Source organism: Pseudonocardia sulfidoxydans NBRC 16205 (genome assembly GCF_007989085.1).
GTDB classification, from domain to species: Bacteria; Actinomycetota; Actinomycetes; order Mycobacteriales; family Pseudonocardiaceae; genus Pseudonocardia; species Pseudonocardia sulfidoxydans.
Genome location: NZ_BJVJ01000006.1, coordinates 121555 through 146277, shown reverse-complemented (window position 1 = coordinate 146277; position 24723 = coordinate 121555). Strand labels below are relative to the sequence as shown.

23 protein-coding genes are annotated in these 24723 nt (G+C 73.8%); 20 read left to right on the top strand and 3 right to left on the bottom strand.

The window, feature by feature from the left end:
- The first annotated feature begins 1 nt into the window (after window position 1).
- The 8 genes from PSU4_RS05560 to PSU4_RS05525 all read left to right on the top strand — a co-directional run bounded on the left by PSU4_RS05560 (window position 2) and on the right by PSU4_RS05525 (window position 7067).
- Complete coding sequence (locus PSU4_RS05560; protein ID WP_147103044.1) at window positions 2–844, top strand: sugar phosphate isomerase/epimerase family protein; 843 nt, start codon at window positions 2–4, stop codon at window positions 842–844.
- Window positions 845–899: 55 nt separating this feature from the next.
- The gene (locus tag PSU4_RS05555) at window positions 900–1895 is read left to right on the top strand and encodes a proline dehydrogenase family protein (RefSeq protein ID WP_147103042.1); all 996 of its coding nucleotides are present in this window, start codon (window positions 900–902) and stop codon (window positions 1893–1895) included.
- Window positions 1892–2749 carry a thioesterase family protein gene (locus tag PSU4_RS05550; protein WP_147103040.1) on the top strand — a complete coding sequence of 286 codons (858 nt, stop codon included), beginning with the start codon at window positions 1892–1894 and terminating at the stop codon, window positions 2747–2749. Before PSU4_RS05555 ends, PSU4_RS05550 begins: the two co-directional genes overlap by 4 nt.
- A gap of 275 nt (window positions 2750–3024) precedes the next feature.
- Window positions 3025–3837: a pyrroline-5-carboxylate reductase gene (proC, locus tag PSU4_RS05545; protein WP_147103038.1), complete on the top strand. Its 813-nt coding sequence runs from the start codon at window positions 3025–3027 to the stop codon at window positions 3835–3837.
- Window positions 3838–3990: 153 nt separating this feature from the next.
- Window positions 3991–4203, top strand: coding sequence for a helix-turn-helix domain-containing protein (locus PSU4_RS05540; RefSeq protein WP_013677658.1), 213 nt, complete (start codon window positions 3991–3993; stop codon window positions 4201–4203).
- 197 nt (window positions 4204–4400) lie between these two features.
- Window positions 4401–4502 (top strand): 30S ribosomal protein bS22, encoded by a 102-nt coding sequence (locus PSU4_RS05535; RefSeq protein WP_010241351.1) that lies wholly within the window; start codon window positions 4401–4403, stop codon window positions 4500–4502.
- Between the two features lie 142 nt (window positions 4503–4644).
- Entirely contained in the window at window positions 4645–5682 is a 1038-nt protein-coding gene (locus tag PSU4_RS05530) for an NAD-dependent epimerase/dehydratase family protein (protein ID WP_147103036.1), read from the top strand.
- A gap of 320 nt (window positions 5683–6002) precedes the next feature.
- A complete protein-coding gene (locus tag PSU4_RS05525; protein WP_246114952.1) occupies window positions 6003–7067 on the top strand; it encodes a lysophospholipid acyltransferase family protein in 1065 nt (354 codons plus the stop codon).
- A gap of 9 nt (window positions 7068–7076) precedes the next feature.
- On the opposite strand, the gene PSU4_RS05520 is transcribed toward PSU4_RS05525, so the two are convergent.
- The 3 genes from PSU4_RS05520 to PSU4_RS05510 all read right to left on the bottom strand — a co-directional run bounded on the left by PSU4_RS05520 (window position 7077) and on the right by PSU4_RS05510 (window position 10632).
- Window positions 7077–8015, bottom strand: a complete 939-nt coding sequence (locus tag PSU4_RS05520; RefSeq protein WP_246114951.1) for an HAD family hydrolase — start codon at window positions 8013–8015, stop codon at window positions 7077–7079.
- 183 nt (window positions 8016–8198) lie between these two features.
- Window positions 8199–9725, bottom strand: coding sequence for a DUF5667 domain-containing protein (locus tag PSU4_RS05515; RefSeq protein WP_147103034.1), 1527 nt, complete (start codon window positions 9723–9725; stop codon window positions 8199–8201).
- A gap of 187 nt (window positions 9726–9912) precedes the next feature.
- On the bottom strand, window positions 9913–10632 hold the full coding sequence (locus PSU4_RS05510) for a sigma-70 family RNA polymerase sigma factor (protein WP_147103033.1): 720 nt from the start codon (window positions 10630–10632) through the stop codon (window positions 9913–9915).
- A gap of 525 nt (window positions 10633–11157) precedes the next feature.
- Between PSU4_RS05510 and PSU4_RS05505 the strand changes: the two genes are divergently transcribed.
- From PSU4_RS05505 to PSU4_RS05450, 12 genes are all read left to right on the top strand, one after another.
- Window positions 11158–12786: an AMP-binding protein gene (locus tag PSU4_RS05505; RefSeq protein ID WP_147103031.1), complete on the top strand. Its 1629-nt coding sequence runs from the start codon at window positions 11158–11160 to the stop codon at window positions 12784–12786.
- A 53-nt stretch (window positions 12787–12839) separates the two neighbouring features.
- On the top strand, window positions 12840–13079 hold the full coding sequence (locus tag PSU4_RS05500; RefSeq protein WP_147103030.1) for a glutaredoxin family protein: 240 nt from the start codon (window positions 12840–12842) through the stop codon (window positions 13077–13079).
- A gap of 40 nt (window positions 13080–13119) precedes the next feature.
- Window positions 13120–14709, top strand: coding sequence for a molybdopterin-dependent oxidoreductase (locus tag PSU4_RS05495; protein WP_147103028.1), 1590 nt, complete (start codon window positions 13120–13122; stop codon window positions 14707–14709).
- A gap of 193 nt (window positions 14710–14902) precedes the next feature.
- The gene (locus PSU4_RS05490; RefSeq protein ID WP_147103105.1) at window positions 14903–15553 is read left to right on the top strand and encodes a fasciclin domain-containing protein; all 651 of its coding nucleotides are present in this window, start codon (window positions 14903–14905) and stop codon (window positions 15551–15553) included.
- Between the two features lie 358 nt (window positions 15554–15911).
- Entirely contained in the window at window positions 15912–16748 is an 837-nt protein-coding gene (locus tag PSU4_RS05485) for a redox-sensing transcriptional repressor Rex (RefSeq protein WP_147103026.1), read from the top strand.
- A gap of 2 nt (window positions 16749–16750) precedes the next feature.
- Window positions 16751–18166: a glutamyl-tRNA reductase gene (locus PSU4_RS05480; protein WP_147103024.1), complete on the top strand. Its 1416-nt coding sequence runs from the start codon at window positions 16751–16753 to the stop codon at window positions 18164–18166.
- Window positions 18163–19146: a hydroxymethylbilane synthase gene (hemC, locus tag PSU4_RS05475; protein WP_147103023.1), complete on the top strand. Its 984-nt coding sequence runs from the start codon at window positions 18163–18165 to the stop codon at window positions 19144–19146. Before PSU4_RS05480 ends, hemC begins: the two co-directional genes overlap by 4 nt.
- Window positions 19143–20684 (top strand): bifunctional uroporphyrinogen-III C-methyltransferase/uroporphyrinogen-III synthase, encoded by a 1542-nt coding sequence (locus tag PSU4_RS05470; protein WP_147103021.1) that lies wholly within the window; start codon window positions 19143–19145, stop codon window positions 20682–20684. The genes hemC and PSU4_RS05470 overlap by 4 nt, the downstream gene beginning before the upstream one ends.
- 283 nt (window positions 20685–20967) lie before the next feature.
- The gene (hemB, locus tag PSU4_RS05465; RefSeq protein ID WP_147103019.1) at window positions 20968–21948 is read left to right on the top strand and encodes a porphobilinogen synthase; all 981 of its coding nucleotides are present in this window, start codon (window positions 20968–20970) and stop codon (window positions 21946–21948) included.
- Window positions 21949–22013: 65 nt separating this feature from the next.
- Complete coding sequence (locus PSU4_RS05460; protein ID WP_147103018.1) at window positions 22014–22847, top strand: RDD family protein; 834 nt, start codon at window positions 22014–22016, stop codon at window positions 22845–22847.
- 287 nt (window positions 22848–23134) lie between these two features.
- Window positions 23135–23665, top strand: coding sequence for a DUF4282 domain-containing protein (locus tag PSU4_RS05455; protein ID WP_147103016.1), 531 nt, complete (start codon window positions 23135–23137; stop codon window positions 23663–23665).
- 94 nt (window positions 23666–23759) lie between these two features.
- On the top strand, window positions 23760–24713 hold the full coding sequence (locus PSU4_RS05450) for a hypothetical protein (protein ID WP_147103014.1): 954 nt from the start codon (window positions 23760–23762) through the stop codon (window positions 24711–24713).
- The last annotated feature ends 10 nt before the right edge of the window (window positions 24714–24723 follow it).

The following is a 24723-nucleotide window of genomic DNA, read 5'->3' as shown; positions in this document are numbered from 1 at the left end:
CGTGCCGCCCGCCCCTCCGGTCGCACTGTCGACGGCGTCGGTCTACCCCGAGCCCGCCGCGGCGGCGTTCGAGATCGCCGCCACCCTCGGCTACGACGGCGTCGAGCTGATGGTGTGGTCGGACAAGGTCAGCCAGGACGTCGACGCGGTGCGCAGGCTCGTCGACCGCCACGGCGTCGGCGTCTCCGCGGTGCACGCCCCCTGCCTCGCCGTCACCCAGCGCGTCTGGGGCGCCGACCCCGTCGTCCGGCTGCGCCGGTCGGTCACCGCCGCCGAGGAACTGGGTGCGCGGACCGTCGTCGTCCACCCGCCGTTCCGCTGGCAGCTGCGCTACGCCGAGGTGTTCGCCGAGGAGGTCCGGCGCGCCGAGGAGAGCGCCGGTGTGCGGCTGGCCGTCGAGAACATGCTGCCCGTCGTGCGCGCCGGGATCCGGAGCGTCCCCTACGCGCCGGGCCTCGACCCCACCGAGGTCGGGCACGCCCACTACACCCTCGACCTCTCCCACACCGCAGGTTCCGGCGCCGACGCGCTCGCCATGCTCGACCGCATGGGCGGCGGGCTCGTCCATCTGCACCTCGCCGACGGCAGCGGCAGCGCCCGCGACGAACACCTCGTCCCCGGCCGGGGCGTCCAGCCCTGCGCGGAGGTGTGCGAACGACTCGCCGCCGGGCCCTTCGCCGCCGCGGGCGGGACCGTCGTCGTCGAGATCAGCACGCGACGCTGCCGCACCCGGCACGACCGTGTCGCGATGCTGGCCGAGTCGCTGCTGTTCGCCCGGCTGCACCTGCAGCCCACCGCGCCGGTCCCGCCGATCACCGACCGCCCGGCACTGGCGCGCGGCTGACACATCGGGGCGCCGACGCGCCGCCGGTCGCCGCCGCCGGGCATACGGTGATCACGTGAACCCGCTGCGCTCGGCGATCCTCGCCGCCGCCCGGAGCGACCGGCTCCGCACCGCGATCACCGCGGCCCGGCCCACCCGCGCCGTCGTCGACCGCTTCGTCGCGGGGGAGACCGCCGCCGACGCGCTGCGCGTCGCCCGCGCGCTCGTCGCCACCGGATGCGTCGTGAGCCTCGACCACCTCGGCGAGGACGTCACCGACGCCTCCGAGGCCGGCCGCGCCGTCGACGCCTACCGCGAGGTGATCACCGCGATCGCCGACGCGGGGCTCGCCGACCGTGTCGAGGTCTCCGTCAAGCTCAGCGCGCTCGGCCAGGCCCTCGGCGCCGCCGGCTCGCAGGGTGCGGCCGGCGCGCAGGGTGCGGCCGGCTCACACGGTGTCGGGGGTGAACAGGCTGCCGCCGGTGAACAGATCGCCCGGGAACACGCCGCCGCGATCTGCGCCGCCGCCGCCGAGGCCGGGACGACCGTCACCGTCGACGCCGAGGACCACACCACGACAGACGCCACGCTCCGGGTCGTCGCCGCCCTGCGGGAGACCTGGCCGTGGGTGGGCGCCGTCCTGCAGGCCCAGCTGCGCCGCACCGAGGACGACTGCCGCGCACTCGCCGGGGCCGGGTCGCGGGTGCGGCTGTGCAAGGGCGCCTACGCCGAACCCGAGTCGGTCGCCTACGACACCGCCGGTGACGTCCGGGCGAGCTTCGCCCGCTGCGCCGGCATCCTGCTCGACGGCGCCGGGCACCCCATGTTCGCCACCCACGACCCGGCCCTGATCCGCCCCCTCACCCAACTGCCCGGCGTCTCCACCCGCGCCGAGTTCCAGATGCTGTACGGGGTGCGTCCCGACGAGCAGCGCCGACTGGTCGGCGAAGGTCACACCGTGCGCGTCTACGTCCCCTACGGGACACAGTGGTACGGCTATCTCATGCGACGACTCGCGGAACGCCCCGCCAACGTCGGCTTCTTCGTGCGCGCACTGGCCGGCCGCCGGTGACCGCCGACACCGACACGGCCGCCCGCACCGAGCGCCCGTTCTCCGACGCCCTCGCGGTCGAACGCGTCGACGACGACACCTACCGCGCCACCCTCGGCGGGGCCTGGAACGCCGCCGGCGGCAAGGTCCACGGCGGGCTGATGCTCGCGCTGCTGACCTCGGTCGTCCAGCGACGGATCGACGCCGCCCAGGCCGACGCCGGTGCGCTGCCCGCCGAGCCGCTGGCCGTCGCCGCCGACTTCCTGCGCGCCCCCGACCCCGGTGACGTCGAGATCCGCACCGACGTCGTGAAGCTGGGCCGCACCGCCTCGGTGTGCTCCGCCCGGCTGTACCAGGGCGACCGCGCCATGCTGTCGGCGTCGGTGACCACGGGACGGCTGCCCGACGAGGCGCCCCGGTGGGTCACCCCCGGCCTGACCTCCATGCCGGCCCTGCCGACGGACACCGCGCTCGACCCGAGCCTGCAGCGCGGCCCCGGCCGCACCCTCGCCAAGGCCTGCGCGATGCGTTTCGACCCCGCCGACATGCCCTTCGCCACCGGCAAGACCGGCGACGCCACCATGCGCGGCTGGGTCCGCCCCCACGGCGAGGAACCCGACGTCCTCTTCGCGCTGCTGGCCGGCGACATCCTGCCGCCGACGGTCTTCAACCTCGGTGGCGACGTCGGCTGGGCCCCGACGGTGCAGCTCACCGCGCTGCTGCGGGGCCGCCCGTCGCCGGGGTGGCTGAGGTGCGAGTCGGAGTCGCACACCGTGGCCGGGACCTGGTTCGACGAGGACACCCGGGTCGTCGACGAGTCCGGCCGGCTCGTGTGTCAGGCCCGCCAGCTCGCCCTGGCCCCGCTCCCGCGCTGATCCCCGCTCCCGCGCAGACCCCCCGGCTCGTCAGGGACCTCGGCCGGCCGCTGGCTCGGGGCCGATCGCTGACGCGATCCGGCGCGGTGGCCCGGTCCGGCGCGTAGACGCGTCCGCCCGCGAGCGTGTCGTGAGCGCGCGTCGGCAGCGCTGGTGACACGTTCGTCGGACGTCCTCACACCGAGCGTGTCGTCGGAGCGCCGCGGCCTCGCCGGTGACACGTGCGGGGCGGGGCGGGGCCGGAATCGGGGTGCGGGGCCGGTTACGGTCTCCCCATGACACGGATCGCGGTGCTGGGAGCGGGCAAGATCGGCGAGGCGTTGCTCGCCGGGCTGCTGGCGGCGGGCCGACCGGCGTCGGACCTGGCGTTCTCCGAACGGCATCCCGAACGGTCGGCCGAGCTCACCGAGCGGCTGGGGGTCGCGTCGGCGGGGGTCGAGGAGGCGGCGGCGGGTGCCGACGTCGTGGTGGTGGCCGTCAAGCCGCAGGACATCGCGCCGGTCCTGGCCGAGCTGAAGGGCGCGCTGCGCCCCGGCACCTTGGTGATCTCGTTGTGCGCCGGCCTGCCGACGGCGTTGTTCGAGGGCGGCCTGCCCGACGGGACGCCGGTCGTGCGGGTCATGCCCAACACCCCGATGCTGGTCGGGGAGGCGATGAGCGCTGTCTCCGGCGGGGCGCACGCCACCGCCGAGCACCTGCAGGTCGCGCAGGACATGCTCGCGGCCGTCGGGCGCGTCGTCAGCGTCCCGGAGGCGCAGCAGGACGCGGTGACGGCGCTGTCGGGGTCGGGCCCGGCGTACTTCTTCTACCTCGTCGAGGCGATGATCGACGCGGGCATCCTGCTCGGTCTGCCGCGCGCGGTGGCGGCCGACCTGATCGTCCAGTCCGCCTATGGGGCGGCGGTGATGCTGCGGGAGTCCGGCGACCATCCGGTCCTGCTGCGTGAGGCCGTGACCTCGCCCGCGGGTACCACGATCGCGGCCATCCGCGAGCTCGAGCGGCACGGTGTGCGGGCCGCGTTGATCGACGCGATCGAGGCCGCCCGGGACCGTTCGGTGGAGCTGGGACGCACGGTGCAGCAGCGTTGACCCGATCGGCGGACGTGTCGTCACCCTGACGCGTGGCCTTGGGGGCACGCCCGGGTGGCATCCCGTGTCGGGGTAGTCACAACGGCACCGCTATCCTCACGGGTGAACATCGTCCCCTCCACGGACGGTGCGAGAGCGGAAGGCGGTGTTCGGATGCCGTCCGAGCAGCCCGAGCAGCTCAACCTGGCCCAGGTGCAGTTCCTGACCGTCGCCGAGGTCGCTGCCATGATGCGCGTGTCGAAGATGACCGTGTACCGGTTGGTCCACGGTGGTGAGCTCCCGGCCGCACGGGTCGGCAGGTCGTTCCGCGTGCCCAAGCGCGCCGTGGAGGAGTACCTGCGCTCCGCGTACTTCGACGCGGGATAGAAGTTCCCGGGCCGGTCACGGCCCGAACCGGCGCATGGGGTCGCGGATCCCGGCGGGTAGCATGGCCGTTCAGCATCGTCCACCCGTCAGGGTGGGCATGATGTCGGCGTGCCCCGGTACGCCATGCTCGTGTGGCTCCCTGGGTCCTCCGGGTGCCGCGCAGCGGACCTCGCACGTCGTATCAGGAAGGAACCCGCATGGGCTCGGTCATCAAGAAGCGCCGCAAGCGTATGTCGAAGAAGAAGCACCGCAAGCTGCTGCGCAAGACCCGCGTCCAGCGTCGCAAGCTCGGCAAGTGACCGCGTCACCGGTCGCCCGGTTCCCGGGCGGCCGGTGACGGGTCGGTTCCTCTCTGTCACACAGCCTTTTCCTGATCGGTCCCCCCGAGCAGTCCGGGTGGGTCTAGCATCGGGGACCTCCGAGCGCGTTCTGTGAGGCCCCGTGGCTCCTTCCGTCGTCCTGGTCACCGGCGTGAGCGGTTTCCTGGGTGGGCATCTCGCCGCCCGGCTCGCCGCGGACCCCTCGATCGATCGGGTGCTCGGTGTCGACACCGTGCCGCCGCCCCGTGATCTGTTGCGTCGCATGGGGCGCGCCGAGTTCGTGCGCGCCGACATCCGCAACCCGCTCATCTCCAAGGTCATCTCCAGTGCGTCGGTGAGCACCGTCGTGCACGCCTCGGTCTCTGCGAGCCCGGCTCGTGTGGGTGGGCGGACGGCGATGAAGGAGATGAACGTCATCGGGACGATGCAGCTCCTCGCCGCCTGCCAGAAGGCCGCGTCGGTGACGCGTGTCGTCCTCAAGTCGACGACGGCGGTGTACGGCTCGAGCTCCCGCGACCCGGCGCTGTTCGACGAGGCGATGACGCCCAAGGAGATGTCGTCGGGCGGGTACGGCAAGGATGCCTCGGAGATCGAGGGCTACCTGCGCGGGTTCGCCCGCCGCCGCCCCGACGTCGACGTGACGGTGCTGCGGTTCGCGAACTTCATCGGGCCGCGGATCGACACCGTGCTGACGCGGTACTTCGCGCTGCCGGTGATCCCGACGGTCCTGGGGTACGACGCCCGCGTGCAGCTGGTGCACGAGGAGGACGCCTTGGTCGTGCTGCAGCGGGCCGCGACGGAGGAGCTGCCCGGCGTCTACAACGTGGCGGCCGACGGTGTGCTGTTGCTGTCGCAGGCGATCCGCCGGGCCGGGCGGGTGCCGCTGCCGGTGCCGCAGCCCGCGGTGGGCCCGGTGGGGCGGCTGTTCCGGTCGGCCCGGATCGTCGACTTCTCACCGGAGCAGATGCGGTTCCTGAACTTCGGCCGCGTCGTCGACACCCGGCGGCTGCGTGAGGAGTTCGGCTTCACCCCGCGCTGGACGACGGCGCAGGCGTTCGACGACTACGTCCGTGGCCGCGCGTTGCGGCCCGTCGTGGGCGGCGGCTGGGTCGACGTCGCCGAACGTGGTGCGCTGGCTGCGGCGAAGGCGCTCGGATGAGCGACGACGCGCCCCACACGCCGGGCACGCCGGAGCCCGGTGCCGGGCACGGCCGTCCCGGGCCGCCGCCGCGCGCGGGCCGGGCCCGCCGGGCGGAGGCGGCAGGACGCGGCGGCGGGTCGGTCCCCGACCCGCAGGTGCCCGCACAGCGCGGCACCGGGTCGGAGGCGGACGCGCCGACGGGCCGTGGCCCGCGGAAGCCGTCGCCGGCGCGGCGGCCGCGCGGGGGCAGGACCGACAGGCCCGGGACGGGGCCGGACGCGGCGGCGACGTCGGCCGGGACGACGCGGGGCCGAGGTGTGCGAGCGGGAAGCGGGAACGTGGCGGACGACAGGACCCGGAACGGGCGGGCGCGCACCGCACCCGGCGACGACCAGGAGGTGCGCCCCGAGCAGTCTGCCGGGGACGCCGCGGGTGCGCGGGTCATCCCGTTGCGGGCCGAGGGCGCACGGCGCAGGCGGAAGGCGGCGGAGACGTCGACGACGGCGGAGGAGGCGACGGCCGCCCACCCGGACGCCGCGCCGCCCGAGGAGCCGGGGCCGTCTGCGGCGGAGGAGACCGTCGAGCGGCTGTTCACGTTCCTGCGTCGCCGTCTCGACGGCGACTACGCCGTCGACGAGTTCGGCTTCGACCCCGACCTCACCGACAACGTCCTGATCCCGGCGCTGCGGCCGCTGTACCGGTCGTGGTTCCGGGTGGAGACGATCGGTATGAACAACGTGCCCGACGTCGGCGGGGCGCTGGTGGTGGCCAACCATTCGGGGACGTTGCCGCTCGACTCGCTGATGACCGCGGTCGCGCTGCACGACGACCATCCCGCGGAGCGTCACCTGCGGATGCTCGGGGCCGACCTGGTGTTCCGGCTGCCCGTCCTCGGCGCGTTGACCCGCAAGCAGGGCGCGACGCTGGCGTGCAACCCCGACGCGGAGCGGCTGTTGTCGTCGGGTGAGCTGGTCGGGGTGTGGCCGGAGGGTTTCAAGGGGATCGGCAAGCCGTTCCGCGACCGGTACAAGCTGCAGCGGTTCGGCCGGGGCGGGTTCGTGTCGGCGGCGCTGCGGACGGGTGTGCCGATCATCCCGTGCGCGATCGTCGGCGCGGAGGAGATCTATCCGAAGATCGGCGACATCAAGCCGTTGGCGCGGCTGTTCGGGGCGCCGTACTTCCCGGTGACGCCGACGTTCCCGCTGCTCGGGCCGCTGGGGGCGGTGCCGCTGCCGTCGAAGTGGTACATCGAGTTCGGTGAGCCCATCCGCACCGACACCTTCGACTCCGTCGACGCCGACGACCCCATGCTGGTGTTCAACCTGACCGACCAGGTCCGGGAGACGATCCAGCACACCCTGTACCGGCTGCTCTCCCAGCGCCGCAACGCGTTCCTCGGCTGACGAAGGGGATCAGCGCTTCCGGTACGCGACGCCCGCGGCGATCGCCCCGGCGACGACGCCCGCACCCAGCACCGACGGGACGCCGATCCTGGCGGCCTTGCGGCCGGTCCGGAAGTCGCGGATCTGCCAGCCGCGCTGCTTGGCGGTGTCGCGCAGCTCCGAGTCGGGGTTGACGGCGACGGCGGTGCCGACGGCGGAGAGCATCGGCACGTCGTTGACGGAGTCGGAGTAGGCGCTGCAGCGCCGCAGGTCGAGCCCTTCGGCGACGGCCAGGGCGCGGACGGCGTGCGCCTTGGCGGGCCCGTGCAGGATCTCGCCGACGAGCCGCCCCGTGTAGTGGCCGTCGACGCTCTCGGCGACCGTCCCGAGCGCCCCGGTGAGGCCGAGGCGGCGGGCGATGATCAGGGCGAGCTCGACGGGGGTGGCGGTGACGAGCCAGACGCGCTGCCCGGCGTCGAGGTGCATCTGGGCGAGTGCGCGGGTGCCCGACCAGATGCGGTCGGCCATCAGCTCGTCGTAGATCTCCTCGCCGAGGGCGACGACCTCGGCGACGGGCCGGCCCGCGACGAACGACAGGGCGGTGTCGCGGTGGCCGCTGACGTCGGACTCGCGGCCGCCGACCCGGAACTTCACCTGGTCCCAGGCGAAGCCGAGCAGGTCGGACGTCGTGAAGAACTTCCGCGCGGCGAGCCCGCGGGCGAAGTGGAAGATCGACGCGCCGACCATCATGGTGTTGTCGACGTCGAAGAACGCGGCAGCGGTGAGGTCGGTGGTGGGGGCCTCGACGTCGGGTTCCGCACCGGCGGCGACGGCGGCCGCGGCGGCGGCCTCCCCGGCGCGGCGGGCGGGGTCGAGGGCGGTGACCCGGTCGATCACGGCGTGCGACTCGGCGATCCCGGCCACCTCCGGACGACCGTCGCCGACCTCGGCGTCAGGCTGTGCAACCACTCGGGCGCCTCCGGGTCGCGGCATGGACGGTCAGGGCTCAGCGTAGCGTCGTCGGCCGGTCGCGCCGGGTGGCCGCCACGGAACGGCGGGGCACGTCACGGCCGCCGCGCCGGCCAGGTCGTGGGACGCCGCGAGGCCGCCGCGATGATCGCGACGGCCTCGACGTGCGGGGTCGGGGCTCGCTCAGCCGCCGAGGGTGATGCCGGACGTGCCCGGCAGCAGCGGCGGCAGCGTGATGGGCGGCAGCAGCCCGCGCTGGGCGGGTGCCGACGTGGTGGTGCTGGGGCCGGCGGACTGGCCGCTGTCGGTCGTCGAGTCGGTCAGGGGCAGGCCGTCGGCACCGAGGTCGGGCAGGAGCCCGGGGGCACCGGTGCCGTCGGTCGTGGCCGCACCGGACTCGGGTGTGGCGGACGCGGTCTGCGTACCCGAGCTGCTGTTGCTCTGCGTCTGCGACGAGCCGGCGCGGGCCGACATCGGCGAGCCGCCGGTGGAGCCGTCGGACTCGGTGCGCGGGGTGCACGCGCCGTTGGCGGGGATCGGTCCGAGGTCGTCGGATCCGTCGGAGACGTCGCTGCACGCCATCCGGGACTGAATCTTCGCGGAGCGGTCGGCCACGCGGTCGAGCAGCTCGATGGAGTGGTCGGCGTCGGCGGGCTGGGGCAGGGTCGACTTCAGTGAGGTCAACCGGGCCGAGGACTGGGTGGCCCAGGTGTGCAGGTCGCTCAGGCCGGCGGGGCCGGCGCCCTCGGCGCCGGCGAGCACGAGCCGGGAGCCTTCGCTGGTGGCGTTGTCGAAGTCGTCGATCGCCGAGGAGAGGACCGCGGGGTCGTTGCTGCCGCGGGCGGCGAGCTGCTCGATCTCGGTGAGCCGGGCCGACGCCAGGTCGATCTGGCGGCGGGCCTTGGCGTCGGAGCCGAAGGTGAACACCGAGCCGAAGGACTCGGCGGCGCGCTTGACGCCGTAGAGGGAGTCGCCCGGGAGCGCGTTCTGGCTGACGAGCATGCCGCCGCCGGTCAGCGCGACCATGACGAACAGCGCGGCACCTGCGACGATCCCGATCCGCCTGCGGCCCGAGGGGCGTGTGGGGCGGGTCGAGCCGCCGGCGTTGTCCGGGCGGTCCTTGTAGCCGCGGGGCAGCGTGTGCCGGGCCCGGCGTCGGCGCGCGACAGTGGGGGTGTGGCCTGCATCGGCTGCCGCGTCGTCGTCGGTCTCGTCGCCCTTCCCCGAGGACGAGACCGGCGACGACGTCGAAGACGACGCCGTGGACGGGGTCGGCTGCTCCTCGACGCCCGCCGCCGCGACCTCGGCCATGAGGTCGGCGGCGTCGAAGGCCTGCGTGGGCTCGCGGCGCACCGTGGGTGCGGCGGGAGACGCGGGCGGGGCGTCGTCACGGATCCGCTCGATGCGCGTGGTGCGCTCGGTGGCGGACTCGGGGAACGGCGAGGCGAACGCGGCGCGCGGGGGCCCGGGGCGCGGGCCGGGCGGCGGTCCCGAGGGGCCACCGCCGAGCTGCGCGAGCATGGCCTCCATACGGGCCTGCATCCGCGCGGACTCGTCGGCCGTCGGCGAGAGCGACGGCAGGCTGCGGTCGAGCGCGGCGGCGAGCGCCAGCTCGTGCTCGAACTCGTCCTCCACGGGTGGGTCGAGGGGTGACCCCGACTCCTCCCATGCGGCGTACCGCTGTGGGTCCTTGCCCTGACCGGCGGGCATGTTGGCCGTCCTCACTGCATCCCTGCGCTGTCGCACATCGCTGCGCTTTCCCGACGTTGACAAGCACAACGACGGGAAACGCTGGTGGTTACGTCGTTCAGACCGTTCACCGCATCGAGGAGGTCACTCGCCGAACCTGTAACAACGGAAGGCGCGTCGGCGATATGGCGCGCCGCCGGGGAGGGTGTCATCGGACACCGTCCGGCATCAGCTGGGCGAGCCGTTTCACGGCCCGGTGCTGCAGGGCCTTCACCGCACCTTCGTTGCGGTCCATCTTCACGGCCGTCTCGGCGACGGAGAGACCGTTGAGGAAGCGCAGCACGATGCACTCGCGCTGGTCCGGGTTGAGCAGGTCGATCGCGCGGAGCAGGGCGTCGCGGGCGGCGCCCTCCAGGACGAGCTGCTCCGGCCCCTCGGTGGTCGGCGGCGCGATGTCGACGATGTTGTCCGTCGTCGACTCGAGGCGGTGGCGGCTCGACTTGACCTGGTCGAACACGAGGTTGCGGGCGATGGTCACGAACCAGGCCCCGATGTCGCGACCCTGGTAGGTGACGGAGTTGATGCGGCGCAGGGCCCGGAGGAACGTCTCGTGGGTGAGGTCCTCGGCGGTCTGGCGGTCACCCATCCGGTACACGATGTAGCGGAACACGACGTCGTGGTAGCGCTCGTACAGCCGGCCGAACGCTGCGGTGTCGCCGTTCTGGCTCGCCTTCACCAGTGCCCACGAGCCTTCGCCGTCCTCGGGTTCGAGGAGCTCGGCGGCTGCGGTCACGTGTGGTTCCTCCCGCTGCGTCGACGGGTGGGCGTCGGGCCCGGGGTGCCGGGTCGTGTCGCCCGGGACGGTGCGTCCCGGACCGGCGTCGCCGCGCTGCGCGGCCGGGGTGTCTCCCGGCCGCTGCACCGGCATCGGCGCCGGACCGCCGGACGGCCGGGTGTCGGGGCACCCGGCCGGAGCCGGCTCGGTCGGCCGCGGCGCGGGGGGCACGGGCACCCCGGCCGCCGGAGGGGCGGCCGGGTCCGTACGGACGAGCCGCGGCGGTCGCATGGATCGGGTCATGGGGCGCGGCGCGCCTCACCGGCCGCAACGGGCCGCCAGGCGGTGCTCGGCGCTGAGGCCGGCGGTGCGCTGGTGACGAGCTGCATGCCACTCCCTCGGGTGAGTCTTCGCGTCGAACCGTGCGGTCCGGCGTTGGGGTGTTTGTAGCGGCGGAGCATACGACCGATCGAGGGGCCTCCAACGGCGCACCGCCAGTCGTCCACGCGGGCATCCGGTGAGCGGACGACTACTTACGGTGAACGGTTCTCGCCTCGTCGAGTGGCCATCGTCACTCTGGGTGGCACCCCTTGCTCCGTTCCGGGAGGGGCTGCCGCGCGGCACGTGCCACACTCGCCGAGGCTTGTTCCGACCGTCCGAGACCGAGGGAGAACCGCCGTGCAGAGCCAGCAGGACGAGGCCTCCGCAGCGGGCGGGGCCGACACCCCGACGCATCTCGCCGATCTCGTCCGCCGCGCCGCGCGACGGACCCCGGACGCGGCGGCGATCGTCGACGTGTCGGCGGGGACGTCGCTGACCTGGGCCGAGTTCGACGCCGCCGTGGACGACGAGACGGAGCGCCTGCGCGCCGCCGGGGTCGGGGCCGGCGACCGCGTCGTCATCGCCCTCGACAACGGTGCGCCCCTGTGCGTCTCGCTGTTCGGGACGCTGCGCGCCGACGCGGTCGCGGTGCCCGTCGCGCCTCGGTCGGTCCCGCGAGAACTCGACGCAGTGCTGATCAACTGCTCACCGAGCGTGGTCGTCGCGGACTCGGATGGCCGCATCGCGGAATCGATCAACGGCCGCTCGTCGATCGCGTCGGTCGCGCCGCCCGACGTGTCGTCGACGGGAGGTGCGCGCAGCGGTCACGAACGATCGGTGAGCGGCAGGGGTGTCGAGCGTGTCGCGGACGGCGTGGGGGCAGGGCCCGGCGGGCCGTCCGGCGGCGAGGCGATCGCGCTCGTCGTCTACACGTCGGGGACGACCGGGACACCCCGTGGGGTGATGCTGTCGCACCGCGCGTTGATCGCGAACCGCGTGCAGCAGGGGGCCGTGCGACCCGCGCCGGTCACCGCCGTCGACCGGGTCCTTCTCTCCCTGCCGCTGTTCCACGTGTTCGGGCTGGCCGCGGGCCTGCTGCAGGTCTGCCACGCGGGGGCGACGGCCGTCCTCACCCGGCGGTTCGAGCCCGAGCAGTCCGTGGAGCTGCTCACGCGGGAGCGGGTCAGCGTCGTCGGCGGGGTGCCGTCGATGTACCGGGCGCTGCTCGACCTGCCGCCCGAGCAGCTGCGTGCGGCGTTCGCCGGGGTGCGGCTGTGCACGTCGGGAGGCGCGCCGTTGCCGCGGGAGTGGCTCGCGGCGTTCCGCGACACGACGGGCCTCGACCTCTACGAGGGCTACGGCCTCAGCGAGTGCGGACCGGTGCTGACCAGCACGCTCGTCGGCGGGCGGGCGAAGCCGGGGTCGGTCGGCGCGCCGCTGCCCGGGGTCGAGCTGCGCCTGGTCGACGCCGAGGGCGCCCCCGTCGCGGGCAACGCCGCCGCCGACACGGCCGAGCAGGGCATGGAGGACGGTTCCGACGACGAGGACACCGGCCTCGTCGCCACCCGCGGCCCGCACCTCTTCTCCGGGTACTGGCCCGACGGCCACGGCGGTCCGGACGCCGGGGGCTGGTTCCGCACCGCCGACGTCGGCTACCTCGACGCCGACGGCGACCTCCACCTCGTGGACCGCTCGTCGGACCTGGTGATCGTCAACGGCTTCAACGTCTACCCGCGCGAGGTAGAGCAGGTCCTCGCCGAGCTGGACGCGGTGGCGGAAGCGGCGGTCGTCGGCATCCCCGACGACCGGACGGGCGAGGCGGTGCGGGCCGTCGTCGTGCGGGTCCCCGGCGCGGAGCTCACCGAGGACGACGTCGTGGCCCACTGCCGGGAGCGGCTCGCCCGGTTCAAGGTGCCCGCGGTGGTCGAGTTCGTCGACGCCCTGCCCCGGACGCCGACCGGCAAGGTGGCCCGGCGCAAACTCTGACCCGGGCGCGCGGTGCCGCGCGCGGGACATCCCTACACGGAGAAGGTGCACTGATGACCGACGCGCGGGTGACGGTGCTGACGCGGGTGAACTGCTCGGCGTGCGAGCGGGCCGAGGCCGACGTCGCGCGGATCTGCGACGACCTCGGCGTGGGCTGGTCGGCCGTCGACGTCGACGGCGACCCGGAGCTGCGCGCCGAGTTCGGCGACCGCATCCCGGTCGTCATGGTCGACGGCGCCGAGCACACGACGTGGAAGGTCGACGAGGCGGCGCTGCGTGCGGCGCTCGGCTGAGCGGTGAACCGCGTGGCGCCTCCCGCGCGAACGACGTGACATGACCACCGCGGCGCCACGAGACCGGACCGGCTCACCGACGGCCCCGGCGATCCCGCGGCTCGTCGCGGCGACGATCGGACTGCTGTCGGTGGGCGCCGCCGTGGCGGTCGGGCATCTGGTCGCGGGTGTGGTCTCGCCCGCGTCGTCGCCGTTCGTGGCGGTGGGCGACGAGGCGATCCGGCTCTCGCCGCAGCCGCTGGTCGAGTTCGCCAAGGCGACGTTCGGCACTGCCGACAAGCCGGTCCTGCTCGCGGGCATCGCCGTCGTCATGGTGGTGGTCGCCGCGGTGGCGGGGCTGGCGTCGCGCCGGTCGCCGCGACCGGGCGTGGTGACGGTCGTGGTCCTGGGCCTGCTCGGCCTCGCCGCGGTGGCGGTGGCGCCGGCGTTCGCGCCGCTCGACGTGGTGGCGCCGGCGGCGTCGATCGCGGTGGGCGTGCCGGTGTTCCGGCGGCTGCACACGCTCGCTCTCGCCGCGCAGACGCCGGTGACGCCGACGCCCGAGGGTGGGGTGTCGCGGCGGCGCGTGCTCGTCGGCACCTCCGCGGTGGTGGGGCTGGGCGCGCTCGCGGCCGGGGCCGGCGGGATCGCGCTGGGCGGTGGGATCGAGTCGTCGCGGGCGCAGGTCGCGGCCCGGCTGGGCGCGCTGGACGTGGTGCGCCGGGCGCCCGCGATCCCGGCCGGCGTCGACTGGGCGGCCGAGCTGGGCACGACGCCGTTCGTCACGTCGAACCGCGACTTCTACCGGATCGACACGGCGCTGCGGATCCCTGCGCAGGAGGCGGCGGACTGGTCGTTGCGCATCCACGGCATGGTCGAGCGGGAGCGGACGGTGCGCTTCGACGACCTGCTGGCCCGGCCGATGATCGAGAAGACGATCACGATGACGTGCGTGTCCAACGAGGTCGGCGGCTCGCTGATCTCGACGGCGACGTTCGTCGGGGTGCCGCTGCGCGAGCTGCTCGCCGAGGTCGGCGTCGGGCGGGGGGCCGAGCAGATCTTCACGACGAGCAACGACGGCTGGACCGCCGGCACCCCGACCGACGTCGTGATGGAGCCCGACCGCGACGCGATGCTCGCGATCGCGATGAACGGCGAGCCGCTGCCGGCCGGGCACGGCTTCCCGGTGCGCATGGTCGTTCCGGGGTTGTACGGCTTCGTGTCGGCGACGAAGTGGATCACCGACATGGAGCTGACGACGTTCGGGGCGCGGCGGTCGTACTGGCTGCGCAACGGGTGGGCGCAGGAGGCGCCGATCAAGACGGAGTCGCGCATCGACCTGCCGCGCGGCTTCGGCGCCGTCGCGGCCGGGCCGGTGACCGTGGCCGGGATCGCGTGGTCGCAACCGCGGGGGATCTCGAAGGTGGAGGTGCGGATGGACGGTGGGCCGTGGCAGGCGGCCGACCTGGCCACCGAGGTGTCGGGGGCGACGTGGCGCATGTGGCGGACGACGTTCGACCTCCGCCCGGGCAGCCACACCGTGCAGTGCCGCGCCACCGACGCCGACGGGGAGACGCAGGTCGAGCAGCGGGCCGACCCGATCCCGGACGGCGCGTCGGGCTGGCCGGCGACGATCTTCACCGTGAGCTGACGTGCTCCGGCCACGGGGGCGCGCGCAGCGCTCAGTCCACAGTGGACTCCGTGACCGCTTCGTTATCGAAGGCCCCGAACCGGCCCCGGGCCCGGACCGAACGTCCCGACACGAGGTCCGGACAGTCCGGCCCCAGCTCGAGGAGGATGTCCCAGTGCGCACGCTCACCACCCGCATCGCCGCGGTCGGCGTCATGGCCGCTCTGACCGTCGCGGTCTCCGCCTGCTCCAGCAGCGAGTCCCCGTCGACGCAGACGGCCTCCTCGTCGGCCTCCTCCATGGCCCCGGCCCCCAGCTCCTCGGCCGCGGCGGCGAGCGACGGCGTCACCACCAACGCCGACGTGTTCGGCCCGGCCTGCTCCCAGCTCCCGCAGGGCGACGCGCCCGGCTCGCTGAACAACATGGGCCCGCAACCCGTGGCGAGCGCCGCGTCCACCAACCCGCTGCTCACCACGCTGGTGAAGGCCGTCGGCGCGGTGCCCGGTCTGGCCGACACCCTGAACTCCCAGCAGGCGATCACCGTGTTCGCCCCCGCCAACCCCGCGTTCGAGGAGGTCCAGAAGCAGGTCGGCGACGAGGCGTTCAACGCACTGCTGGCCGACCCGAACAAGCTCGGCGCGCTGCTGCAGTACCACGTCGTCGGCAAGCGTTACGACGCCGAGTCGCTCGTCGCGGCGGGCACCACCACCGAGCTCGCCGGCGGCACCCTCACGATCGGCGGCACCGCGGCGGCGCCGACGATCACCGACGGCAAGGGCAACACCGCCACCGTCCTGTGCGGCAACATCCCCACCAAGAACGCCACCGTCTTCGTCATCGACAAGGTCCTGATGCCCGCCTCGTGACGCCCCTCGAACGATCGACCGGCTCCCGGTGCCCGCGGTCCGCGGCACCGGGAACCGTGCGTCGGGGGGCCGGCGCGCCGGGTTGCGAGACAGGTCACGTCGAGCCGTCGCCCACACCCGTACCGGCCCACGCACGGGCGGTGAGCGGCACCCCAGGCACGCCCACCGGTCGGTGCCACGAATGCCACGGATGAGCACGTCATCGACCAAGATCGCAACTTTGTGCGGGCCTTCACAAGCGGCTACCGTGTTCGCATCGCCGCCCGCCGGTCCCGGAATCCGGGTTTCCCGTGCTGGGCTCGGCGAGCCGGAGCCGGCCGCGGAGTGTGCGACCGGGTGAACTCGAGGAGACCCCAGCGTGACGTTGCCGCCGCACGCCGGTGACACCCAGACCGGCGCGAACGGCACGGGCCCCGCCGACGGCGCCGCCCCCGCGGCCGCCGCTCCCGTCACGCGCGCGATCCCGGAGGCCACCGTCGCCCGGCTCGCGGTGTATCTGCGCATGCTCGGCGAGTTCGCCGAGCAGGGCGCCGACACGGTGTCGAGCGAGGAGCTGGCCACCGCGAGCGGGGTCAACTCGGCGAAGCTGCGCAAGGACCTCTCCTACATCGGTTCCTACGGCATCCGCGGCGTCGGCTACGAGGTCCGCTCCCTGCACCACCAGATCGAGCGCACCCTCGGACTCGACGAGCCGCAGACCGTCGCGGTCGTCGGCATCGGCAACCTCGGGCACGCCCTCGCCGGCTACGGAGGCTTCGTCGGCCGCGGCTTCCCCGTCACGGCCCTGTTCGACATCGACCCCGACCTCGTCGGGATCCACATCAACGGCATCCTCGTCGACCACGTCCGCGACATCGCGCGCGTGTGCCGCGAGCGGGGCGTGACCATCGGTCTCGTCGCGACGCCGGGCCCTGCCGCCCAGTCGGTCTGCGACCAGCTGGTCGCCGCCGGTGTGCGGTGCATCCTCAACTTCGCCCCCGTCGTCCTGCAGGTCCCGCCGCAGGTGGAGGTGCGCAAGGTCGACCTGGCAGTCGAGCTCCAGGTCCTGGCCTTCCACGTCGCCCGCCGGCGCGATTCCGAGGCCGCCGCGCGGGTACCCCTCGACGGCACGGCCGGCGCTCACCTCGCGGCCCTGCCGAACAGCCCCGCGGCCACCAACGGTCACGGGGCGGTCAACGGATCGGCGGTGTCATAGCGGTGAGTGTGCTGGTCGTGGGCATGTCCCACCGGACCGCGCCCGTCGCCCTCCTCGAGAAGGCGACGGTCGGGCCGGACGACGTGCCCAAGCTGCTCGACGAGATGCTGCGTGCGGAGCACGTCAGCGAGGTCGTGCTGCTCGCCACGTGCAACAGGATCGAGGCCTACGCGGTCGTCGATGCCTTCCACGGCGGTCTCACCGACGTCACCGGCGTCCTCGCCCGGCACTCCGGGCTGCCGCTGACCGACCTGACCGACCACATGTACGTGCACTACGCCGCCTCGGCCGTGCAGCACCTGTTCGCGGTGTCGGCCGGGCTCGACTCCATGGTCGTCGGCGAGTCGCAGATCCTCGGCCAGCTGCGGTCGGCCTACGCGGTCGCCGACGACGCCGAGACCGTCGGCCGAGTCCTGCACGAGCTGTCCCAGCAGGCGCTGCGCGTCGGCAAACGCGTCCACGCCCGCACCGGGATCGACGCCGCGGGCGCCTCCGTCGTCTCCGAGGCCCTCGCCGACGCCTCCCGCGGCCTCGGCCGCGAACCCGGCGACCTCGGCGGGGTCAAGGCCGTCGTCGTCGGCGCCGGCGCCATGGGGGCACTCGCCGCCGCGCACCTGCGCCGCGCCGGTGCCGCCGAGATCGTCGTGCTCAACCGCTCCGAGGAGCGCGCCGAGCGGCTCGCCGCCAAGACCACCGAGACCGGCACACCCGCCCGCGCGGGCACGCTCGACCTGCTGCCCACCGAGCTGGCCGACGCCGACGTCCTCGTCACCTGCACCGGCTCCGTCGGCATCGTCGTCGACCGCGACGCCGTCGCCGCCGTCCGCCGCCCCGGCGGCCGCCCGCTCGTCGTGTGCGACCTCGGGCTGCCCCGCGACGTCGACGCGAGCGTCGTCGACGTCCCCGGCGTCACCGTCGTCGACCTGGAGACGTTGCAGCGCAGGCTCACCGACCGCGTCGACCTCGACGGGGCCGACGCCGTCGCCGCCGCCCGGGCCATCGTCGCCGACGAGGCCCAGGCCTACCTCGCCTCGCAGCGCTCCGCCGAGGTCACCCCCACCGTCACCGCCCTGCGCCGGCGCGCCTCCGAGGTCGTCGACGCCGAGCTGCTGCGGCTCGACTCGCGGCTGCCCGACCTCGAGCCCGACGTGCGCAACGAGTTCGCCCGGTCGGTGCGCCGCGTCGTCGACAAGCTCCTCCACACCCCGACGGTGCAGGTCAAACGCCTCGCCGAAGGCCCCGACGGCGACAGCTACGCCGAGGCGCTGCGGCTGCTGTTCGAGCTCGACCCGCAGACACCCGCGGCCGTCGCCACCCCCGGCATGACCGGCACCACCGCCCGCCCCGGCGACGACGTCGCCGCCGCGCTGAACGTCGAGCTCCGTGAACCCCGCGCCGACGAGGAGGTCACCCGATGAGCGGGACCCTTCGCATCGCGACCCGGCCCAGCGCGCTCGCCATGGCACAGTCCGGGCAGATCGCCGACCGCCTGCGCGCCGCCGGGTACGCCGCCGAGCTCGTCCCCGTCTCCACCGCGGGCGACCGCTCCGGCGCACCCGTCGCCGAGCTGGGCGTCGGCGTGTTCGTCTCCGCCGTGCGCGACGCCGTCGTCGCCGGCGAGGTCGACATCGCCGTCCACTCCTACAAGGACCTGCCGACGGCGGCCGACCCCCGGCTCGTGCTCGTCGCCGTTCCCGGCCGGGAGGACCCCCGCGACGCCCTCGTGGCCCGCGACGGCAAGGTCCTCGGCGAACTGTCGGCCGGCTCGCGCATCGGCACCGGTTCCCCGCGGCGCACCGCCCAGCTCGAAGCCCTCGGCCTCGGCATCGAGGTCGTGCCCATCCGCGGCAACGTCGACTCCCGGATCGGCAAGGTCCGCTCCGGCGAGCTCGACGGCGTCATCGTCGCCGCCGCCGGACTGCGCAGGCTCGGTCGCATCGACGAGGCGACCGAGCTCCTCGAACCCGTACAGATGCTGCCCGCGCCCGCCCAGGGCGCGCTGGCACTGGAGTGCAGGGCCGGTGCGCCCGGCAGCACCGAGCACGAGCTCGCGCTCGCGCTCACCGCACTGCTCGACGACCCGGCTGCCCGTGCGGCCGTCACCGCCGAGCGTGCCGTCCTCGCGACCCTCGAGGGAGGCTGCAGCGCGCCGATCGGTGCGCTGGCCGACGTCGTCTCCGACCTCGACGACGCAGGACGGGTGGTGGACCGGCTGTCGCTGCGCGCGGTGGTCGGCACGGCGGACGGCGCGCTGCTGCGCGCCTCCGCCCAGGGAGAGATCGACGACGCCGAGAAGCTCGGCGCGGCACTCGCCGCGGAGCTTCTCGACATGGGCGCCGACACGTTGCCGGGAACGGCCGGGCGCCAGGAGAACCGCTGGATCGGGAGTTCCGAATGACAAAGGCCACACCAACCCCCGGCCGGATCGCCTTCGTGGGCAGCGGCCCGGGCGACCCCGGACTGCTGACGGTACGTGCGCGCGACGCGATCGCGGCTGCGCCGCTCGTCGTCGCCGACCCCGACGTACCCGAGGAGATCACCGCGCTCATCGCGGAGGGCGCCGAGGTCCGCCCCGCCGTCGGTCAGCCCGCCGACGTCGCCGCCGACCTGGTCGCCGAGGCCGGCGCCGGCCGCGCCGTGATCCGGCTCGTCAGCGGCGATCCGATGACCACCGACGCGGTCATCGCCGAGGCACGCGCCGTCGCCAAGGCGGGCGTCCCCTTCGACGTCCTGCCCGGTGTCCCCGCCGGCACCGCCGTCCCCGCCTACGCGGGCGTCCCGCTGGGCTCCGGGCACGTCGAGGCCGACGTCCGCGCGGGCGTCGACTGGGCGCGCATCGCGTCGGTCCCCGGACCTCTCGTGCTGCACGCCACGGCCGCGCACCTGTCCGAGGTCGCCGTCTCGCTGGCCGACCAGGGCGTCCCCGCCGACACCCGCGTCGCCGTCACCGCCGGCGGCACCCGCAACACCCAGAAGACGATCGACTCCACGCTCGCCGCCATGGCGGGCGACGCCGGCGAGCTCGACGGCCCGCTCGTGCTGTCGGTCGGCTCCGAGGTCGCCGAGCGCGCCGAGCTGTCCTGGTGGGAGTCGCGCGCCCTCTACGGCTGGCGCGTCCTCGTCCCGCGCACCAAGGACCAGGCCGGCGCCATGAGCGACCGGCTGCGCGTCCACGGCGCCATCCCCGAGGAGGTGCCCACCATCGCGGTCGAGCCGCCCCGCTCGCCCACCCAGATGGAACGCGCCGTCAAGGGCCTCGTCGACGGCCGCTACCAGTGGGTCGTCTTCACCTCGACCAACGCCGTGCGCGCGGTCTGGGAGAAGTTCGCCGAGTTCGGCCTCGACGCCCGCGCCTTCTCCGGAGTCAAGATCGCCTGCGTCGGCGCCGCCACCGCGGCCAAGGTCCGCGAGTTCGGCATCGCCCCGGAGATCGTCCCGGACATCGACGAGTCGCAGCAGTCCACGTCCGAGGGCCTGCTCGAGATCTTCCCGCCCTACGACGACATCCTCGACCCGGTCGACCGCGTCCTGCTCCCGCGCGCCGACATCGCCACCGAGACCCTCGCCGCCGGCCTGCGCGACCGCGGCTGGGAGATCGACGACGTCACCGCCTACCGGACGGTCCGGGCCGCCCCGCCGCCCGCGCCGATCCGCGAGGCCATCAAGACCGGTGGCTTCGACGCCGTGTGCTTCACCTCGTCGTCGACCGTCCGGAACCTGGTGGGTATCGCCGGCAAGCCGCACGCTCGCACACTCGTCGCGTGCATCGGCCCGGCCACCGCCGAGACCGCCCGCGAGTTCGGCCTGCGCGTCGACGTGCAGCCCGAGCACGCGCTGGTCCCGTCGCTGGTCGACGCCCTGGCCGCGCACGCCGCCAAGCTGCGCGCCGAGGGTGCGCTGCCGCCGCCGAAGAAGGCCAAGGCGCGCAGGCGCTGAGCCTGGTCTCCGTCCCACGGGCGGCCACTCCCCTCACCGGGGGTGGCCGCCCGCGGCGTCTCCGGGCGCAACCTCACTGCTGTTCCCGGCGCCGCGGCCAGCCGTGAGGTTGCGGCCGACAGATCGCGCGCAACCTGACGGCTGTATCTCCGCCGCGGACAGCCGTGAGGTTGCGGCCGACAGATCGCGCGCAACCTGACGGCTGTATTCCCGCCGCCGGACAGCGATGAGGTTGCGCGCGGGTCGTCGGCGGGGGTGTTCGGGGCAGTCGTAGGCTCGGGCGATGGCTTTCCCCGCGCAGCGCCCGCGCCGGCTCCGCACCACCCCCGCGATGCGCCGGCTCGTCGCCGAGACCGACCTCGCCCCGCGCCACCTCGTCCTCCCCATGTTCGTCAAGGAGGACGCGTCCGAGCCGGTGCCGATCGCGTCGATGCCCGGGGTCGTCCAGCACACCCGCGACTCGCTGCGCAAGGCCGCCGCCGAAGCGGCCGGGGCGGGCGTCGGCGGGCTCATGCTGTTCGGGGTGCCCGCGGTGCGCGACGCCCGCGGCAGCGCCGGGGCCGACCCCGACGGCGTCCTCAACGTCGCGCTGCGCGACGTGAAGGCCGAGATCGGCGACGCCACCGTGCTGATGGCCGACACGTGCCTCGACGAGTTCACCGACCACGGCCACTGCGGCGTCCTCGACGACCGCGGCCGCGTCGACAACGACGCCACCCTCGCGATCTACGCCGAGATGGGCGTCGCCCAGGCCGAGTCGGGCGCCGACCTCCTCGGCCCCAGCGGCATGATGGACGGCCAGGTCGGCGTCATCCGCGACGCGCTCGACGCCGCCGGGTTCCCCGACACCGGCATCCTCGCCTACACCGCCAAGTACTCCTCCGCCTTCTACGGCCCCTTCCGGGAAGCCGTCGAGTCACAGCTGCGGGGCGACCGCAAGACCTACCAGCAGGACGGCGCCAACCTCCGCGAGGCGCTGCGCGAGCTCGCCCTCGACCTCGAAGAGGGCGCCGACATGGTGATGGTCAAGCCCGCCATGGCCTACCTCGACGTGCTGCGCTCCGTCGCCGACGTCGCCGACGTCCCCGTCGCCGCCTACCAGGTGTCGGGGGAGTACGCGATGATCGAGGCCGCCGCCGCCAACGGCTGGATCGACCGCGACCGCGCCGTCCTCGAAACCGTCACAGGTATACGACGAGCGGGCGCCGACATCGTCCTCACGTACTGGGCCACGGAAATCGCCGCTCGACTGGGTGAGAACTGACGTTCGACGTCACGGTTCGTGCCGGCATCTGGACAGGGAACGGACGTCTGCTTACCTTTCGGCGCATGACGTCACCCTCCGACCCTCAGTGGCAGGGTCAGCCCGCGCCGGGCTACGGTCCGCCCCCCGGTCAGGGGGATCCGCAGCAGGGTGGCTACCCGCCGCCCGGCTACCCGCAGCAGGGGTATCCGCAGCAGGGCTACCCCCAGCAGGGATACCCGCAACAGGGCTACCAGCAGCAGCCGTACCAGCAGCAGGGCTACCCCCAGCAGCCCTACGGCCAGCAGCCCGGTTACCCGCCGCAGCAGCCGTACGGGCAGCCGCCCTACGGCCAGCCCGGCTACGGCGCCGCGCCCCAGCCCGTCCCGCCGGGCGCCCCGGGCCCCATCCCGGAGTGGTGGGAGCGGCTCGTCGGCCGCATCATCGACGGCGTCCTCTACGGCGTCGTCTACTGGATCCTCAGCTTCATCCTGGCCGCGATCTTCGTCTCGTCGGTGTCGGTCGACATCGCGACAGGCGCCGTCAGGGGTGGCACGGGCTTCGTCATCGCGGCGGTGCTCACCTACGTCATCGCGGGTCTGGCCTACGCGGCCTACGACTACCTGATGCACTCCCGCAACGGCCAGACCCTCGGCAAAATGGTCATGAAGACCCGCCTGGTCGCGCCCGACGGCAGCAAGCCCGACAGCGCCACGCTGATCAAGCGGGCGCTCATCTACCCGGGCATCTACGGCGTCGTCGGTCTGCTCGCGTTCGTCGACGTCGTCGGCCTCGGCCTGATCAGCCTCCTCGTGCTGGTCTTCAGCCTGGCCGACGGCATCTCGGTGCTCACCGACCAGCCGCTGCGCCGTGCCCTGCACGACAAGTGGGCAGCGACGATCGTCATCAAGTCGCAGTAGGACCCGGTTCCGCCTCCACGGCCCCGGCACCCTCGTGGTGCCGGGGCCGTGATGCGTCCGGGCTTCGCTGCCGAACGTGTCATGAGCGCGCCCGGTCGGCGCTGGTGACACGTTCGCGGGCCGGTCGACGATCGAGCGTGTGATCAGCGCGAGTCGGCGGTTCTGGTGACACGTTCGGTGGGGGAGGGGGAGCTGCTTCACCCGGGTGCGTGACCGTTTCATCCGGACGTCGCCCCACGATCCCGGCATGATCCGCCCTGATCACCACCGTCTGCGATCGGAGCGACATGAGCCAGGACCCGGAAAACCCGGAGAACCACGGCCGGCAGCCTCAGCAGCCGCAGGACCCGGCGGGCGGCTGGCAGGACCAGCCCACCCAGTACAACCCGCCGCCGGACTGGGGCCAGCAGACACAGCAGCCGGCGGGCGCGCCCGGATACGGTCCGCCCGCGGGCCCGCCCCCCGGCTACGGCGGCCCGCCCCCCGGGTACGGGGGACCGGGTGGGCCCGGCCCGTCGAGCGGTCTGCCGCCGGGCAAGAACTTCTTCGGCGCCCTGTTCGACTTCGACTTCAACTACTTCGCGACGCCTGTCGTCGTGAAGGTGCTCTACATCATCGGCATGGTCGTGATCGGCCTCGGCTGGCTGGCGGCGATCGTCACCGGCTTCATCGGCAACGGCGCGCTGGGCGGCATTCTCGCCCTCGTGCTGGGCGCCGTGGTCGCGCTGTTCTACCTGATCCTCTTCCGGGTGACGTTGGAGTTCTACTACGCGGTGGTCCGCATGTCCGAGGACATCCACCATCGCCGCTGGCCGTGACCCGGCGGCGGTCCGCGTCCGAGACCCCGCCCCGGCCGCGGCCGGGGCGGGGGGCTCGTGGACACGGTTCGCGGTCGGCCATACGGTGGGCCAGGTGAGCACTCCGCCCGACCGCGGCGAGGACAAGCCGACGGGCTACCTCCCGGGCAGCTACCAGCGTCAGCGTGACCAGCAGGGCGCCGACCCGGGTGTCGACATGCAGAAGGACCGGGTCGACGACGATCGTCCCGCCCCGGGCCCGACCTACGAAGGCGGCCGGCACGCCGCGGGCGGCGGGGACCAGCAGCAGTACGGCCAGCAGCAGTACGGCGGCGACCAGCAGTACGGCGGACAGCCCCAGCCCCAGTACGGGCAGCCCCAGTACGGCCAGCAGTACCCGCCGCAGCAGCAGTACGGTCAGCAGCCCGACTACGGCCAGCAGTACGGGCAGCAGCCCCAGTTCGGCCAGCCCCAGTACGGCCAGCAGTACCCGCCGCAACAGCAGTACGGCGGACAGCAGCCGGGTTACAACGTCTACAACCCGTACGCCGACGCCGGGCCCGGCTTCGGTGGGGAGCCCGCCCAGGACGTGAAGCGGCCGGTGTCCGTCGTCATCGGGATGATCCTGCTGGTCATCAGCGCGCTGCCCTACCTCGCGGGTGGCGTGATCGTGGCGCTGGCGAGCAACAGGGTGACGTCCGCGTTGTCGACCGACGACCTCGCCCGGCTGCAGCAGGCGGGTATCAACCTCGCCCAGATCGCGATGGTCGTCGGCGTCGTCTTCATCGTGTTCGCGCTGATCCACATCGCGCTGTCGGTGGCCGCGTTCCTGGGGAAGAACGGGGGCCGGGTCTCCATCACCGCGCTCGTGGTGCTGTACGCGCTGATCGTCATCGGCGGCATCGCGGTGCTGTTCCTGACCGCCGGCAACCAGAATGTCAGCCTCAGCATCTCGTCGGATCCGGTGTCGCTGCTGATCGGTTTCGGCCCGATCGTGCTCGCGATCATCGGCGTGATCCTGCTGTACGTCGGCACCGCGTCGGCGTGGTACCGGTCGCGACGGAAGTGACGTCAGGCTG